Origin of the sequence: Arthrobacter wenxiniae (assembly GCF_013376105.1) — a bacterium.
GTDB lineage: Bacteria > Actinomycetota > Actinomycetes > Actinomycetales > Micrococcaceae > Specibacter > Specibacter wenxiniae.
The window spans coordinates 72,662-87,784 of sequence record NZ_JAAMFM010000017.1 but is presented as its reverse complement, the minus strand read 5'-3'; the positions used below and the strand labels follow the sequence as shown (position 1 = coordinate 87,784).

The window sequence follows — 15,123 nt, the reverse complement described above, 5'->3', positions numbered from 1 at the left end:
ACCAGCCACTGACCCCACCAGCCACTGACCCCCGCCAGCCACTGACCCCGCAAACCGGCGGACAACCCCGGACCCGGCGGGCCCGGCCACCGGGCAACAAGCTCGACCACCCGGCGGGCCTGGCCACCGGGGCTTGGGCGTTCACAAGTTCGGCTTAACACTCTCCGCGTTCCTTGAAAAGCACCAAAGCCGTCAACGGCAATGGGACTTACCCAGCTAGACCGCAATCTCCGGCATGAGCGTCTTCAGCGTCCAGGTCTTGTGCCTGCGCACGGCCAGCCAGGCAAAGAACACGCCCAGCAGCGTGTAGCCCACCAAGCCCAACACAATCGGGACAAGCGGCGCCAGCCCGGCCCCGTAGATGAGGTGGCGCATCCCCTCGACCACATGGCCCATCGGCAGTATCTGGTGCATCAGGTGCAGCGGTTCCGGCGTGGTCTGCCAGGGGAAGGTGCCGCCAGAGGAGACCAGCTGGAGCACCAGCAGGATCAGCACCACGAACTTGCCCGGCGTGCCCAGCAGCGCCACAATGCCCTGGATCAGGGCCGTGAACGCGGCGGAGGCCAGCAGAAGCAGCCCCAGCGCCAGCCAGGGGTGGCTCGGGTTGAGCCCCAACCCCCACACCACCACGGCATACAGCAGCAGCGCCTGCGCCGTGGACACCGCGGCAAACGGCAGCCAGCCGCCCACGGCAATCTTCCATGACGGTGCGTTGGAGGCCAGCGCGCGCAGTGTCAGCGGACGCATCGCCTGGACCAGCATGAAGGCGCCGATCCACAGGGCCAGGACCAGGAAGAACGGGGCCAAGCCGGAACCATAGTTGGCAGCCCTGGCCTGCGAGACGGAATCCACGCGGATGGGGTCGGCAATGACTCCGGCGGCGTTTTGCCTCTGCCTGTCGTTGGGGCTCGGCACTGAACCGGCGCCGCTGCGCAGCTGGGTGGCCAGGTCCTGGGCGCCCGCCGCCAGCTTCCCGGAACCGTCCTTGAGGGTTGATGCGCCGGAATCGAGCTTCCCAGCCCCGGCGTCCAGCTGGTTGGCGCCATCCAGGGCCTGTCCCTGCCCGGCAGCGAGCGTCGCGGCACCGGAGGAAAGTTGGCCGGCCCCCGCGTGGGCCTGCGAAATGGCGTCGGTGAGTGCCGGCGTCGCACCGGCCAGGGACGCGGTGCCGTCGGCCACGGACTGGGACCCTGCGGCCAGCCGCGCGATGTCCCCGGCGTCGGCGGCCAGCTTGCCCTTGAGATCGGTGACGCGGCCGCTGCTGGCGGCAGCTTCAAGCGACGCGGTGACCTTGCCAGCCTGATCCTTGGTAAGGACACCGTCCGCGACCAGGGTGTCCAGGGCGGGCTGGACGTTAGCCGTGGCCGCCTTGTTGAGCTGGTCGGCGGTGCCGATGGCGCCCTGGACCTTCGTATTGAGGGCGGCGTTGCCGGCAGCCACGGCGGCGGCGCCATCTGCGAGCTTTCGGGTGTCGGACGGGAGCGCGGAGGTCCGGCTTTCCAGCTGGCCCAGGCCCTTGTCCAGTGCGGAGCTGCCAGACACCAGCTGGTTGGTGCCGGCCAGCAGCTTTTCCTGCCCGGCGGCAAGGGCGTCCGCGCCTGCCACGAACTCGCCGGTGCCCGATCTGAGGGTGGCGACGCCGGAGTCCAGGGAGGCGGCGCCGTCGGCCAGTTGCTGGGCGCCGTCCGCGGCCTTGACCAGCTGGGCATGAATGGTCCCGTAGCCCGTCAGGAGGGCGTTGGCCGTCTGCTCGCCCACTTCCTTCGCGACGGAGTCGTGCACCTGGGTGCCCACCTTGTCCACGATGGAGGTGAGCAGGTAGTTGTTGGCGTCGTTCGTGGTCACGCTCATCATGGCCTGCGTGGCGGAGTCGAAATTCTCCGGCGACGCCAGGTTCTTGGAAAAGTCCTTGGGGATGGTCAGGGCGAAGGCGTAGGACCCGGACTTCACGCCGGCATCGGCCTGCGCCGGCGAATCCACCAGCTGCCAGTCGAACTTCCTGCCCTCCACCAGATTCCTGGCCACGTCCTGGCCGGCATGGAGCTCCTTGCCGTCCTTGGTCACGGCGCCCTGGTCCTGCACCACCACGGCCGCCGTCAGCTGGTCGAGGTTGCCGTACGGGTCCCAGTTGGCGTACAGGTAGACGGCCCCGTACAGCAGCGGGACCATGACCAGTGCCATGATGGTCAGCTTTGGCAGGAGGCCGCCGGTCATGCGCTTGAGCTCGGACAGGGCTAGTCGCAATACGGTCATTGCACGTCCCCGCCTTCGTGTTCCGGTGTTTCGTGTTCCGGTGATCGAGCCTGTCGGGATCCCTGCGCTTCGACGGGTCCAGCCTCGGGCTCGGCCGCCAGGGTGTTGGGGGTTTCGGCGGGCTCACATTCGGACCTGTCCGCCGGGTCCATCGCCTGCCCAAACACCGCCGTCGGGCCCATCCAGTGCCCGGGTATCCGGGCCACCACGCCAACAACGATGAGTTCGCGGCGCGGCGTGTCCCTGGCGGCATCCGGATCGGCGCCGATGTTGCCGGCAGCGGCCAGCTCCAGGAGCGCCAGCCATTCAGCGCTGTTGGCCGAGTGCCGGTCGGGGGAGTCCACCACCAGCAGGTCGACATCCCGGTTCGCCAGTGCCAGCTCCAGCTGGAGGTGCAGCAGGCGGTCGGCGTCGAGCTCCTCGACCCATTTGTCCAGGACGTCGCGGAAGCCGTGCTTGACCAGCCACGCCGTGGGCCGGGTGCGGTCACGGAACTTGAAGGGGACCAGCGCCAGGTCCTCGGAAACCAGCGAGCGGACCGTCAGGTGGTTTTCGGGCTCGTTGACTTCGGGGGAGTCCACGATAGCGCTGCGCTTGCGCAAGGATCCCATGGCCGGGTCGTGTCCCAGTGCCACGGACCCCGACGTCGGCTTCATGCGCCCCGTGAGCGCGAGGGACACGGCCGTGCGGCGTTCCTGCCCGTTCGCCTGCACCAGCAGCACCTGCGCGCGGTGCGCCTCCAGGGTGGTGGCCGGGACCAGCGTGTGGTGCCGACCGGCGATGTGAAGCTGGTGTGCGGTGAGCAAGGAAGGGGCCCCTTTGACAGTTTGGTGAACCGAACCAAACTATCAAAACTGACTAGTCAGTACAAATTGGGTGATGCCGTTCACGGACCGGCATTCCATGCAGGGCGGCGCGTTCCCGCCGCGGCCGGCGCGCCCGTCCGGGGTCGGAGTTTCCGTCGAAGGTGCACGTACGGCGGCCCCCCGGTGTTGGGAGGCCGCCGTATGCGTACAGCCGGTGCGTGGGGCGGGACGCCCTCAGCCCAGGGCGTCCTTGAACCATCCCGTGATGGACGCCGGGTGGGTGATCGCGGTGCCGACCACCACGGCGAAGGCGCCGGCGTCAAGCGCCTGCCTGGCCTGCGCGGGGGAGTGGATGCGGCCCTCCGCAATCAGCGGCCTGCCCAGGGCTGCCGTGGCAATCTGGGCGATGAGCTCCAGGTCCGGGCCGTCCGTCTTGGGCCGCTCGCCCGAGTACCCGGCCAGCGTGGTGCCGATCAGGTCGGCACCGGCCGCGGCGGCGGCCACGGCGTCGTCCAGGGAACCGCAGTCGGCCATGACCAGGGCATTTGATTCGGCGTGGATGCCGGCAACGGTCTCGGCCAGCGTCAGGCCGTCCGGCCGGGGGCGGCGCGTGCCGTCGATGGCGACGATGTGCGCCCCCGCATTGGCGCAGGACAGCGCGTGCCGCAGGGTGGGCGTGATGAAGACGCCGTCGTGGCCGTCCTTCCAGAGTCCGATCACGGGCACCTCGACGGCGGCACGCGTGAACTGGATGTCCGCAATGCCCTGCACGCGGATGGCCGCCGCCCCGCCGATCACGGCCGACGCCGCCACCTGGGCGGTGGTGCGGGGGTCCCGCATCGGCTCACCGGGGTAGGCCTGGGCGGAAACCACCAGCTGGCCGGCGAGGGACTCGAGATCGCTCAATTTCAGTGTCACGGTGACTCCTGGGGAAAGGTTGGGGGTTTAGGAAAGGACCAGGGACGCCGCGCCCACCACGGCGGCCGTGTTGCCCAGCGCGGCGCGGGCCACGGGCACGTCCGCCAGGGGTGCCAGCAGTTCGGCCCGCAGCGCGCGCTCCATGCCATTCCACCAAAAGCTGCCGGCATCGGCCAGCCCGCCGGAAATGACCACCACCTCCGGATCGAGGATGTTGACGAGCCCGCCCACGGCCTGGCCCGCTGCGGCGGCCGCCCGGGAGATGACCAACAGCGCCAGCTCGTCGCCCAGGCGTGCGGCTTCAAACACGGCCCGGGTGTCGGCCAGGCCGGCACTGCCGCCCTCGCGCACATAGGCGGCGCGGATGGCGGGGCCGGAGGCGATGGCTTCAACGTGCCCCGCATGGCCGCAGGAACACGGCAGGGGCCGGCCCCGGTGTACGGCGTAGGGTGAAGCGAAGTGCCCCACGTGCCCGCCCGCAAAGTGGTGGCCCAGCAGGGGCTGCCCGTTGACCACAAAGCTGCCGCCCACCCCGGTCCCGAAGGCGACCATCAGGGACGTTGAGGTGCCGGCGCCAGCCCCCAGCCACGCCTCGCCGAGGGCGTGGGCGTGCACGTCGTTGACGACGGCGGACGGCAGTCCCAGCCGCTCCGAGAGTCCCGCCGTGATGTGTGTACCGGTCCAGTCGAGAATGGCGTCGGTCGCGGAGAGGACGGTTCCTTCCACGGCATTGATGACGCCGGCCGAGCCGACGCCCACGGCGTCGACCGTGGCGCCCTGCTCGGCGGCACGGTCCCTGAGGGAGCGCACCAGCACGGCCGTGGCGTCCAGTATGGCGGTGCCGCCGTCGCGGTTTTTCGTGGCGATCTGCCCTTGCACCAGCACGGATCCGTCCGCGCCCACCACCGCGGCGGCCGTCTTGGTCCCGCCGAGGTCCACACCTGCTACATACCGCATCGGGAAATCCTTCAAGAGTTCAATGGTCGTGAAAATGGCCCGCTCCCCGCCTGTTCCGTTGGGGCCACGCCCGTTGGGGCCACGCCCGTTGGGGCCGCGCCCGTTGGGGCCGCGCCCGTTGGGCCCGCGCCCGTGAGGGGCCGCGCCCGTGAGGGGCCGCGGCCTGGGCCCACGAGCGCGAGGGCCCCTTGCGGGCAACGGGAGCGCCTGGGGAGGAACGGGGCGGGGGAGCGGGTGGGACTAGATCAGGCCCGTGCGCACCAGGACCGCCTTGATGGCTTCGGTCTCGTCGTCGTCCAGGGCGAGCATGGGGGTGCTCATGACGTTGGTCTTGATGATCCCCATGAGCATCATGGCCGTCTTGAAAGCGCCCAGGCCGGCGGCGTTGCCGGACACGCGGCCCGGCTTCGGGGCGTAGACGATGTTGAAGACGTCGGCCAGGCGGTCCTGCTCGGCGGAGGCCTTGGCCCAGTCGCCGGCCGCGGCGGCGTCGTACAGGCGGCGGTAGCCGGCCGGGTCTACGTTGCCCAGGCCCGGCACAACGCCCTGTGCGCCGCCCAGCAGGGCGCCGTCCACCACGACCTCGTGGCCGGTGAAGATGTCAAAGTTCGGGATGTCCTTCGCCGCGATGACCAGCTGGCGGAAGGAAACGTCGTCGCCCGATGAGTCCTTTACGCCGGCGATGACGCCTTCCCGGCCCAGCTCGACCAGCAGGTCGGTGGGCAGCTTGAAGTGGGTGCGAACCGGGACGTCGTAGGCGAAGACCGGGACGTCCACGGAGGCGGCGATGGCGCGGAAGTGTCGGCCGTTCTCCTCGGCGTTGCTGATGGCGTAGTACTGGCTGGTGGCCACGATGCCGTCTGCGCCGAGGGACACGGCGCGGGCAGCTTCCTCGATGACGCGGTTGGTGGTCTGCTCCACCGCGCCGGCCAGCACCGGGACCTGACCGGCGTTGACGCCCACGATGGTGCGCAGCACGGTGTCGCGCTCGCCGTTGGTCAGGTGGGTGACCTCGCCGGAGGAGCCGTTGACGAACAGGCCGGTGACGCCGCCGTCGAGCAGGTGGCGGGTGACGTTTTCCAGCGAGGGGACGTCGATGGCGCCGTCGGCCGTGCGGGGGGTGACGACGGGCGGAATGACGCCCTGGAAACGGGAAGCGACGGTTGTCACGGTGATTACTCCAAAATGGGATTGATTAATAGGGGGTCTGGGCCCACGCGCCCGGGAGGGCGTGGGGACTAAAGGTGCAGGAGCGACGGCGCCGCGCCCAGCAGCTTCTTGGTGTAGTCGTTGGACGGGTTGTCGAAGATTTGCTCCGCGGAGCCTTCCTCCACAATCTGGCCGTAGTACATGACGCAAATGCGGTCGGAGACGTAGCGGACGGTCTGGATGTCATGGCTGATGAAGACCATGCCCAGGTTCAGTTCCTTCTTCAGGTCAGAGAGCAGGTTGAGCACCTGGGCGCGGACGGAAACGTCCAGGGCCGAGGTGGGCTCGTCCGCGACGATGATGTCCGGGTCCAGGGCCAGGGCGCGGGCGATCGCCACACGCTGGCGCTGCCCCCCGGAAACCTGCGACGGCGTGACCTCGGCCGCCGATTGCGGCAGGCCCACCAGCGCGAGGAGTTCGCGGACCTTGGCCAGCCTGCCTGCCGTGGTGCCGATGCCGTGGACGGCCAGCGGGTCCACCAGGATGTCCTGGATGGTCATGCGCGGGTTCAGCGCCGTCGACGGGTCCTGGAAGACCACGGCCACGGACCGCCCAAACTCCTTGCGCATGGCAGCACTGCGCTTGATGGCCGGCCTGCCGCGGAAGAGCACCTGGCCGGAGGTGGGCGTCTGCAGGCCCACCAGGACGGAGGCCAGCGTGGACTTGCCGCAGCCGGACTCGCCCACGATGCCGACGGTTTCGCCGCGGCTGATGGTGAAGTCCACGCCGTTGACGGCCTTGACGTAGCTGGGCTTGAACAGCCCGCCGGAGCGCGTCCGGTGGTGGACGTGCAGGTCCTTCAGCTCGATGACAGGGGCTCCGGTGGCGGCGCCCGTGGTGTGCTTGCTCATCGTGCACCTTCCGTTTCCGCGCCGGCGAGTTCCGGTTCGCGCTTGTGGCTGGCCCAGTAGTGATCCGTTGCGACGCCGTTGCGGATCACGGGCACGAAGGCCAGCTGCTGCGTCGGGTCGGCGTCGGGGCGCTGCGAGCGGCCGGCGAACCTGTCGCCCGTGGCGAATTCGCGCGGCGACGGGACCGTGCCCGGGATCTGGTGGAGCCGGACGGCGTCGGACTCGATGGAGAGCACCGCGCCCAGCAGGCCGCGCGTGTATTCGTGGGTGGGGTGGGCCAGCAGCTCGGAGGCCTGTGCCGATTCGACCACCTGGCCGGCGTACATGACCGTGATCTTGTGGGCCAGTGAGGCCACCAGGGCCAGGTCGTGGCTGACGAAGACCATCGCGAAGCCCAGCTGCTCGCGCAGCTCGTTCAGCAGGTCCACCACCTGCTTCTGCACCGTGACGTCAAGGGCCGTGGTCGGCTCGTCCGCCACCACGATCTTGGGCGAACGGGACAGTGCCATGGCAATCAGCACCCGCTGGCGCTGCCCGCCGGAAAGTTCGTGCGGGTAGCTCTTGAGAGTGCGCACGGGGTCCAGCTTGACCAGTTCCAACAGTTCCGCGGGCGTCTTGCGGCCGTTGCGCTTGGTGAGCTGGAGCATCTGGTCCCTGATCAGCATGGACGGGTTCAGCGAGCTGAGCGCGTCCTGGTAGACCATGGCGATCTGGTGGCCGCGCAGGCCCTGGTAGGCCTTCGCCGAGCTGTGCCTCGTGGCGGGGTCCAGCAGTTCCTTGCCATCAAACTTGATGGAGCCGGTCACCTCGGCCGTCTTGGGCAGCAGGCCCATGACGGCCAGGGACGTGATGGACTTCCCGCAGCCGGACTCGCCCACCAGGCCCATGGTTTCGCCCTCGCGGACGGTGAAGGAGACCTTGTCCACGATGGCGGTGTCGCCGTAGCGGCCGGGGAAGCGGATGGAGAGGTCCTTCACTTCCAGGATCACGCGGGCGTCCGCGGCCACCTGGGGGAGGCGGTCCGTGCGCTGCTGTTCCACGGCCTGGAGCAGCAGGAGTTCCGCATCGAGCGCCGCGAACGGGTTTTCGATGGCGGCGCGGGCGGCGGCGTCGGCCTTGGCGAGCTCGACGGCGGCGGCTGCCGAGCCGTCGTCGTCCTTCACCGGGGCGGCCTTGCGCAGGCGCGGGTTCACCATGGCGTCCGTGAGGCCCTCGGCCAGGATGTTCAGGGCGAGGACGGTCAGCAGGATGACCAGGCCGGCAAAGGAGGTGGCCCACCAGCCGCCGGAGAGCACCAGGTTGCGGCCGTAGGAGATCACGTTGCCCCAGCTGGGGGCCGGGTCCTGGATGCCGGCGCCCAGGAAGGACAGCGAGGCCTCCAGGATGATGGCGTCGGCCACCATGACCGTGGCAAACACCAGCACGGGGGCGGCGGTGTTGCGGACAATGTGCTTGAGCATGATGTACGTGCGCCCGGCCCCGATGACGCGCTCGGCCCGGACGTAGTCCTCGCCGTACTGGGCCAGCACGTTGGCGCGCACCACGCGGGCCAGCTGCGGCGTGTAGATGATGGCGATCGCGACGATGATGGTGGGGACCGAATTGCCGAACGATGTCAGCAGCACGGCGGCGAGGGCGATGCCCGGGAACGCCATCAGGACGTCCATGACGCGCATGATGACCTCGTTGACGGCCTTCGACGAGGTCGCCGCGACGGCGCCAAGCGTGGCGCCGAGCAGGATGGCCAGGGCCACGGAGCCGATGCCGATCATGAGGGAGGCCTGGGCGCCGTAGAGCAGGCGGGAGAGGACGTCCCGGCCAATCCGGTCCGTGCCAAAGAGGTGGGCGGCGCTCGGGGCCTGGGCCGGGTCGCCGGTCTCAAGCGGGTTGTGCGGGGCAATCCAGGGAGCCAGGATGGCCACGACGACTATGAAAAGCAGGAAGAGCAGGGCCAGCTTGGAGCCCAGGGTGAGGGCCTTGAAGCGCAGGCCCGGCGCGCTGAGCCGTTCGGCAAGTTTGCTGCGCATGGCTTAGACCGTCCTGATCCGGGGGTTGATGAGCAGATAGAGAAGATCCACGGCGATGTTCACGATCACGAACGTGATGGCGATGACGAGCACCACGCCCTGGACCAGGTTGGTGTCCACGTTGGTGATGCCGTTGAGGATTTGCTGGCCCATGCCGGGCAGCGAGAAGATCATTTCAATCACGACGGCGCCGCCCAGCAGGTAGCCGATGCGCAGTCCCAGCACGGTCACCGGGGTGACGAGGGCGTTGCGCAGCACGTTGCGTGAAACCACCGTGGTGTACGGGACGCCGTTGCCGATCGCCGTGCGCACGTAATCGCGGTCCAGTTCCTCCACCATGGAGGTGCGGACCACGCGGATGAGGGACGCGGACACCGGGATGGCCAGCGCCAGGGCCGGCAGGGCCATGGAGCTGAGCCAGCCGGAGAAGCCTGTCGAGGGATCGGCCAGCCCGCCGGACGGGAACCAGGAGTTGTCCCCGAGGGCGAACCACTGGATAAGGAGGATGCCGAGCCAGAAGGAGGGGGTGGCGATGGCGGCGATGGAGAAGACCCGGATGGCCTGGTCAACCCAGGTGTCGCGGTACAGGGCTGCCAGGACGCCGAAAACCAGCGAGATGACAATGGCGATCAAGACGCCAAGGAAGGTCAGCTCCAGGGTGACGGGGAAGGCACTGGCAATGACGTCGGTGATGGGCTTGGCAGGCGGGAGCGTGGAGCCGAAGTCGCCGGTGATGAGCTTGCCCAGGTAACGGAAATACTGGATGAAGAGGGGATCGTTGAAGCCGTTTGCCTGGCGGTACTGCGCCAGGGCCGCGGGGGAGGCCCCTTCGCCCAACGCGGCAACGGCACGGTCGCCGGGCGCAAACTGCAGCACCACGAAGACGAGCAGGGTGACACCCAGGATCATCAACGGGAGGGCTGCGAGCCTGCGTCCAAGCAGTCGCAAAAAGTTTGCCAATGTACTAACTCCGGTTTTCATGGCAGCGCAGTGCCGGCGGGGGTGTGGGCTGCGTCACGGGAAGGATGGTGGGAGACGTCGGGGGCCATGGCCGAAAGGGCCACAGCCCCCGAACGGTCGCTGCTGCGCAGGTGTCAGGCTGTGCGGCCCACGCCGACGAACGACAGGCCCGTGGTGGGCAGCGGCTGGAAGCCCTTGAGCTTCGTGCCGTCCCACGCGGTGGGCAGCTTGCGGTGGAAGACGGGGTACAGCGGGACGGCGTCGGCGATGATGTCGATGATCTCCTTGTACAGGCCCTTGGCGTCAGCGGCGGAGGCCGCAACCGCGGCGTTGAGCTTCGTCTGGACCTCCTTGTACTCGGGGGTGGAGCTCCAGGCGAAGCGGTTCTTGGCCCAGGTGTCGCCGCGGAAGAACCAGCTGAGCAGGATGTCAGCGTCGTTGCCGAAGACGGAGGGATCGCCCGGGGCGGCTACGACGTCGTACTTCAGGCCGTTCACCTTGTCGGGTGCGTAGACCGCGGCGGAGGCGAGGATCTCCAGGGTCGTGGCGACGCCAATGGCGTCCCAGTTCTTCTTGATCAGCGGCACCACGTCCTTGACCCAGGCGGTGTCCGTGCTGGTCAGCGTCAACTTCAGGTTCGAAACGCCCGCGGAGGCAAGCAGCGACTTGGCCTTCGCGGCGTCGTAGCCGTAGACCGTCGACGCCTTCTGGTAGTTGGGGCTGCCTTCCTGGAAGTAGGACGTTGCCGCCGTGGCGTTGCCGAGCATCGCCGTCTTGATGATGGCTTCCTTGTCCAGGGCGTAGTGCAGGGCCTGGCGGACTTCCTTCTTGTCAAAGGGAGCCTTGGAGAGGTTGAACATCAGGAACAGCAGCCCGAACGACTGGACGGACTCGACGTTGACCTTGTTCTTCAGGGAGTCGACGTCCAGGTAGGGGACGTCCTCGATCGCCTGGACGCGGGCGGACTGCATGGCGGTCACGCGCGCGCTGGCGTCGGAGAGCAGGAACCAGGTCATGTCCTTGGCCAGGGCCGGCTTCGGTCCGTTGTAGGCGTCGTTGCGGGCGAAGACAATCTTGTCGTCCTTCGCCGCGGAGACGAACTTGTACGGGCCGGTGCCCACGGGGTTGGCGTCGAAGGCCTTCTGGTCCTTCTCGGCCAGTGCCTTGGGAACCACCTTGACGACGGAGATGCGCGGGCCAAAGCCTGCGAACGGCGTGTTCAGCTTGAACTCGACGGTTTTCGCGTCAACCTTCTTCACGGAGTCGATGAAGTAGATGAACTGGGCGAACAGGGCCTTGTTGGCCGGGTCCAGGACGCGCTCGAAGGAGTAGACCACGTCGTCGGTCGTGACAGGGGAGCCGTCGTGGAACGTGGCGCCGTCGCGGATGGTGACCTGGTAGGTCTTCTCGTCAACCTTCTTCGGGTCTGCCGCGGCCAGGGCGTTGTAGGGCTCGCGCGTGGCCGGGTGCAGTTCCACCAGGCCCTCGAAGATGTGCAGGTTGGCGGCCAGCGGGGTGGCGCCCGAGGAGCTCATGGGGTCAAAGCCGGTCGACAGGGAGTAGGAGATGCCGGCCTCGATGGAGAGGTCCTTATTGACCGTGCCGTTGTTGGCGGCGCCCTTGTTCGTCGACTTCGACGGGCCGCCGCAGGCGGCGAGGGTTGCAGTGAATGCGGTTGCGGTTCCAAGGACACCGGCGGCCTTGAGGAACGTGCGGCGCGACGCCTGGCTCAGAGGCAGGTTCTGAAGAGAGTTGCTCATTCGGTTGACTCACCATTTCGTTTGCTAGTTATCGGATGTAGGACGTCCGATGCTTATGATGAACTGTAATTGCCGTCACAGCCATTGGTCAAGTGCCGAAGTGGTACCGCTGTGGCAACAGATTCCCGCGCGGATCCCGGGCACCTGCGACGCGGCGTGGACCTGCCGGCTGGGGCGCGTGCGGGGCTGCCGGCGCGGCGACGCGGCCGTCCTGGGTCCCCGTTCACGACACGGTGTGGGCAAGTGGTGGGACATCCGATATTGTATCTCGTAAGTCACGTTGGCCGATTTTCACCCATATAGTGAAATACGTCACCGCCCTACCCACAACCTAGGAGTTCCGTTGGCCACTTCCACCGTAGTCCCGCGTGCACGGTTCAGTGCCCATGTGCGCCTGCGCGCCCTGCAGGCGGACATCATGGAGCTTATTCTGGACCGCGACCTGGACGCGGGCGATCCCATGCCCACCGAGAGCGAGCTGTCAGAAGTCCTGGGCGTGGGCCGCAACACGCTTCGTGAATCCCTCAAGGTGCTCCAGGCCCTGGGCGTCATCGAGATCCGCCACGGCTTTGGGATGTTTGTGGCGCCCAGCAATTTTGATGCGCTCGCCGACGGCCTCACGTTCCGCGGGCGCCTGTCCCTGCGCCACGAAGGGTTGGAGGCGCTGCAGCTGGTGGACATCCGCCAGGCCCTCGAATCCGGCCTGATCGGCGGCTGCATCGGCCTGGCGACGGCCGCGGACCTGGCGCGCATCGAAGAGGCAGTGGTGAAGATGGAAACGCTGGCCGGCAAGGGGGAGACCTTCGCCGAGGCCGACGCCGAGTTCCACCGGCTCCTCTTCGAACCTCTCGGCAACGACCTCCTGATGAACCTGATGAGCGTGTTCTGGAAGGTGTACCGCAAGATCCACCTGGAAGTCGGCATCACCGCGACGGACCTGGTCGACACGGCCGCCCAGCACCGGGCGATTTACGATGCCGTGGTGGCCAAGGACGCGGGCACCGCATCCAAACTCCTGAGCCGCCACTTCGACGGCATCCGCCACAAGATCCTGGAATTCGTCAACAAGGACTGACGCCCCGGAACACAGCTTTTGGGTGCGCCCGGACGGCGCGTGCAAAAAAGGCCCCAAGCCGAAGCTTGGGGCCTTTTCCTGCAAAGTGCGCGCGAAGGGATTCGAACCCCCAACCTTCTGATCCGTAGTCAGATGCTCTATCCGTTGAGCTACGCACGCATATTCTGTTTCTTTTTGCCTTCGACCCTCGGGCCGTGAATAACTCTAACCTGTCCGGGGCTGTGTGTACAAATCGAACGAACCACACCCCTTGACACTAGACCGGTCTAGGTGATCTGCCTCACATTTGAGGTCGGCGCGAAGAAGGATAAACCGCGGATTCTAGGTAGTTTGCCGTCCCTCCAGACTCGTACATCCCACGTCCAATGCCCGGAATTGCCAATTTCCAGGCCATAGCCTTTAGACAGACCACTGACCCAATGAAGGGATACACGATGGGCCACGCGCCAGTGCAGGATTCTGTTGAGCAGGCAACCACCACCCACGCAGGCCTCGCCGCGTGGGTCGCTGAAATTGCAGCGCTCACCCAGCCGCGGGACATCCACTGGGTTGACGGGTCCGCGGAGGAATATGCGGCGCTTACGGGTGAACTGGTCGACTCCGGAACCCTGACCCGGCTGAACCCGGAACTGTTCCCCAACTCCTTCGCTGCGTTCTCGGATCCCAAGGACGTCGCCCGCGTCGAGGGCCGCACGTTCATCTGCTCCGAAAAGGAGCGCGACGCCGGCTTCACCAACAACTGGATGGACCCGGCGGAGATGAAGGCGATCTTGAAGGACCGCTTCGCCGGCAGCATGCGTGGCCGGACCATGTACGTCATTCCCTTCGTCATGGGCCCGCTCGACGCCGAGGATCCCAAATACGGCGTCGAGATCACCGACTCCGCCTATGTGGTGGCCTCCATGCGCATCATGGCCCGCATCGGCACCGATGTGTTGCGCCAGATCGAGCTGACCAACGCGTTCTTTGTTCCCGCCCTCCACTCCGTAGGCGCCCCGCTGGAACCCGGCCAGCAGGACGTGGCCTGGCCGTGCAGCGACGAGAAGTGGATTGTGCACTTCCCGGAGGAGCGCTCCATCTTCTCCTACGGCTCCGGCTACGGCGGAAACGCGTTGCTGGGCAAGAAGTGCCTTGCCCTGCGCATCGCCTCGGTCATGGCCCGTGACGAGGGCTGGCTGGCGGAGCACATGCTCATCCTCAAGCTCACAAGCCCCGAGAACAAGAGCTACCACGTCGCCGCAGCGTTTCCGTCGGCCTGCGGCAAGACCAACCTTGCCCTGCTTGACCCCACCATAGCCGGCTGGAAGGCCGAGACCCTGGGCGACGACATCAACTGGATGCGCTTTGGGAAGGACGGCGAACTGCGCGCGGTCAACCCGGAGGCCGGCCTGTTCGGCGTGGCCCCCGGCACCGGCTGGTCCACCAACCCCAACGCCATGGCGGCCATCGCCAAGGGCAACTCCATCTTCACCAACGTGGCCCTGACGGACGACGGCGGCGTGTGGTGGGAGGGCATGACCGACGACGTGCCGGCCCACCTGACCGACTGGGAGGGCAACAGCTGGACGCCCGGTACCGGGCGTCCCGCCGCCCACCCGAACTCCCGGTTCTGCACGCCCATCGACCAGGTGGACATGCTTTCGGCGGAATACTTCTCCCCGGAGGGCGTGGAGATCAACGCCATCCTGTTCGGCGGCCGCCGCAAGACCACCATCCCCCTGGTGACCCAGGCCCGCGACTGGACGCATGGCATCTTCATGGGTTCCACCCTGTCCTCGGAGACCACGGCCGCCGCCGCCGGCGCCGTCGGGGTGGTCCGCCGCGACCCGATGGCCATGCTGCCCTTCATCGGCTACGACGCCGGCGACTACCTCAAGCACTGGATTGAACTCTCCGGCAAGGCCAACCAGGCACGGCTGCCCAAGATTTTCCTGGTCAACTGGTTCCGCCGCACGTCCACCGGCGGCTTCGCCTGGCCGGGCTTCGGCGAAAACAGCCGCGTGCTCAAATGGGCCATCGAGCGCATCGAGGGCACGGCCGACGCCGTCGAGACGCCGATCGGTTTCGTCCCGACCCCCGCCTCCCTGGATTTGGACGGCCTGGAGGTGGCGCCGTCGGACCTGGCGGATGCGCTCAAGGTGGTTCCGGCCGAATGGCAAGAGGAACTCAGGGGCATCGACGAGTGGTACGCCCGATTTGGCGACTCGCTCCCGGCCGAAATGGCCGCCGAGCTTGAAGACCTAAAGGCCCGCTTCGCCGCCTAATTAAACAGCTGTGGCGCGGTGGTTGCTGACAACGTTTCCGTTG

General features: G+C 67.4%; 11 protein-coding genes and 1 tRNA gene. 2 read left to right on the top strand and 10 right to left on the bottom strand.

The genetic code is table 11. The features are described 5' to 3' along the window. Positions 1 to 216 precede the first annotated feature (216 nt). The 9 genes from G6034_RS12090 to G6034_RS12050 form a co-directional block, all read right to left on the bottom strand. The gene (locus tag G6034_RS12090; protein WP_176635366.1) at positions 217 to 2,253 is read right to left on the bottom strand and encodes a YhgE/Pip domain-containing protein; all 2,037 of its coding nucleotides are present in this window, start codon (positions 2,251 to 2,253) and stop codon (positions 217 to 219) included. Further along, positions 2,250 to 3,059: an ABC transporter ATP-binding protein gene (locus G6034_RS12085; protein ID WP_176635365.1), complete on the bottom strand. Its 810-nt coding sequence runs from the start codon at positions 3,057 to 3,059 to the stop codon at positions 2,250 to 2,252. The genes G6034_RS12090 and G6034_RS12085 overlap by 4 nt, the downstream gene beginning before the upstream one ends. 234 nt (positions 3,060 to 3,293) lie before the next feature. Continuing rightward, positions 3,294 to 3,971: an N-acetylmannosamine-6-phosphate 2-epimerase gene (locus tag G6034_RS12080; protein WP_218063866.1), complete on the bottom strand. Its 678-nt coding sequence runs from the start codon at positions 3,969 to 3,971 to the stop codon at positions 3,294 to 3,296. A gap of 33 nt (positions 3,972 to 4,004) precedes the next feature. Continuing rightward, positions 4,005 to 4,934: an ROK family protein gene (locus G6034_RS12075; RefSeq protein WP_176635363.1), complete on the bottom strand. Its 930-nt coding sequence runs from the start codon at positions 4,932 to 4,934 to the stop codon at positions 4,005 to 4,007. Between the two features lie 240 nt (positions 4,935 to 5,174). Then, a complete protein-coding gene (locus tag G6034_RS12070; protein WP_176635362.1) occupies positions 5,175 to 6,104 on the bottom strand; it encodes a dihydrodipicolinate synthase family protein in 930 nt (309 codons plus the stop codon). Between the two features lie 68 nt (positions 6,105 to 6,172). Beyond that, on the bottom strand, positions 6,173 to 6,994 hold the full coding sequence (locus G6034_RS12065) for an ATP-binding cassette domain-containing protein (RefSeq protein WP_176635361.1): 822 nt from the start codon (positions 6,992 to 6,994) through the stop codon (positions 6,173 to 6,175). After that, positions 6,991 to 9,021, bottom strand: a complete 2,031-nt coding sequence (locus tag G6034_RS12060; RefSeq protein ID WP_176635360.1) for a dipeptide/oligopeptide/nickel ABC transporter permease/ATP-binding protein — start codon at positions 9,019 to 9,021, stop codon at positions 6,991 to 6,993. Before G6034_RS12060 ends, G6034_RS12065 begins: the two co-directional genes overlap by 4 nt. Before the next feature lie 3 nt (positions 9,022 to 9,024). Continuing rightward, the gene (locus G6034_RS12055) at positions 9,025 to 9,981 is read right to left on the bottom strand and encodes an ABC transporter permease (protein WP_176635359.1); all 957 of its coding nucleotides are present in this window, start codon (positions 9,979 to 9,981) and stop codon (positions 9,025 to 9,027) included. 134 nt (positions 9,982 to 10,115) lie between these two features. Beyond that, positions 10,116 to 11,741: an ABC transporter substrate-binding protein gene (locus G6034_RS12050; protein ID WP_176635358.1), complete on the bottom strand. Its 1,626-nt coding sequence runs from the start codon at positions 11,739 to 11,741 to the stop codon at positions 10,116 to 10,118. 343 nt (positions 11,742 to 12,084) lie between these two features. Between G6034_RS12050 and G6034_RS12045 the strand changes: the two genes are divergently transcribed. Next, the gene (locus G6034_RS12045) at positions 12,085 to 12,816 is read left to right on the top strand and encodes a FadR/GntR family transcriptional regulator (protein WP_176635357.1); all 732 of its coding nucleotides are present in this window, start codon (positions 12,085 to 12,087) and stop codon (positions 12,814 to 12,816) included. A gap of 86 nt (positions 12,817 to 12,902) precedes the next feature. Here G6034_RS12045 and G6034_RS12040 read toward each other — a convergent pair. Then, positions 12,903 to 12,975 (bottom strand) — tRNA-Arg (locus G6034_RS12040). A 275-nt stretch (positions 12,976 to 13,250) separates the two neighbouring features. Here G6034_RS12040 and G6034_RS12035 point away from each other — a divergent pair. Continuing rightward, positions 13,251 to 15,080 (top strand): phosphoenolpyruvate carboxykinase (GTP), encoded by a 1,830-nt coding sequence (locus G6034_RS12035; RefSeq protein ID WP_176635356.1) that lies wholly within the window; start codon positions 13,251 to 13,253, stop codon positions 15,078 to 15,080. The last annotated feature ends 43 nt before the right edge of the window (positions 15,081 to 15,123 follow it).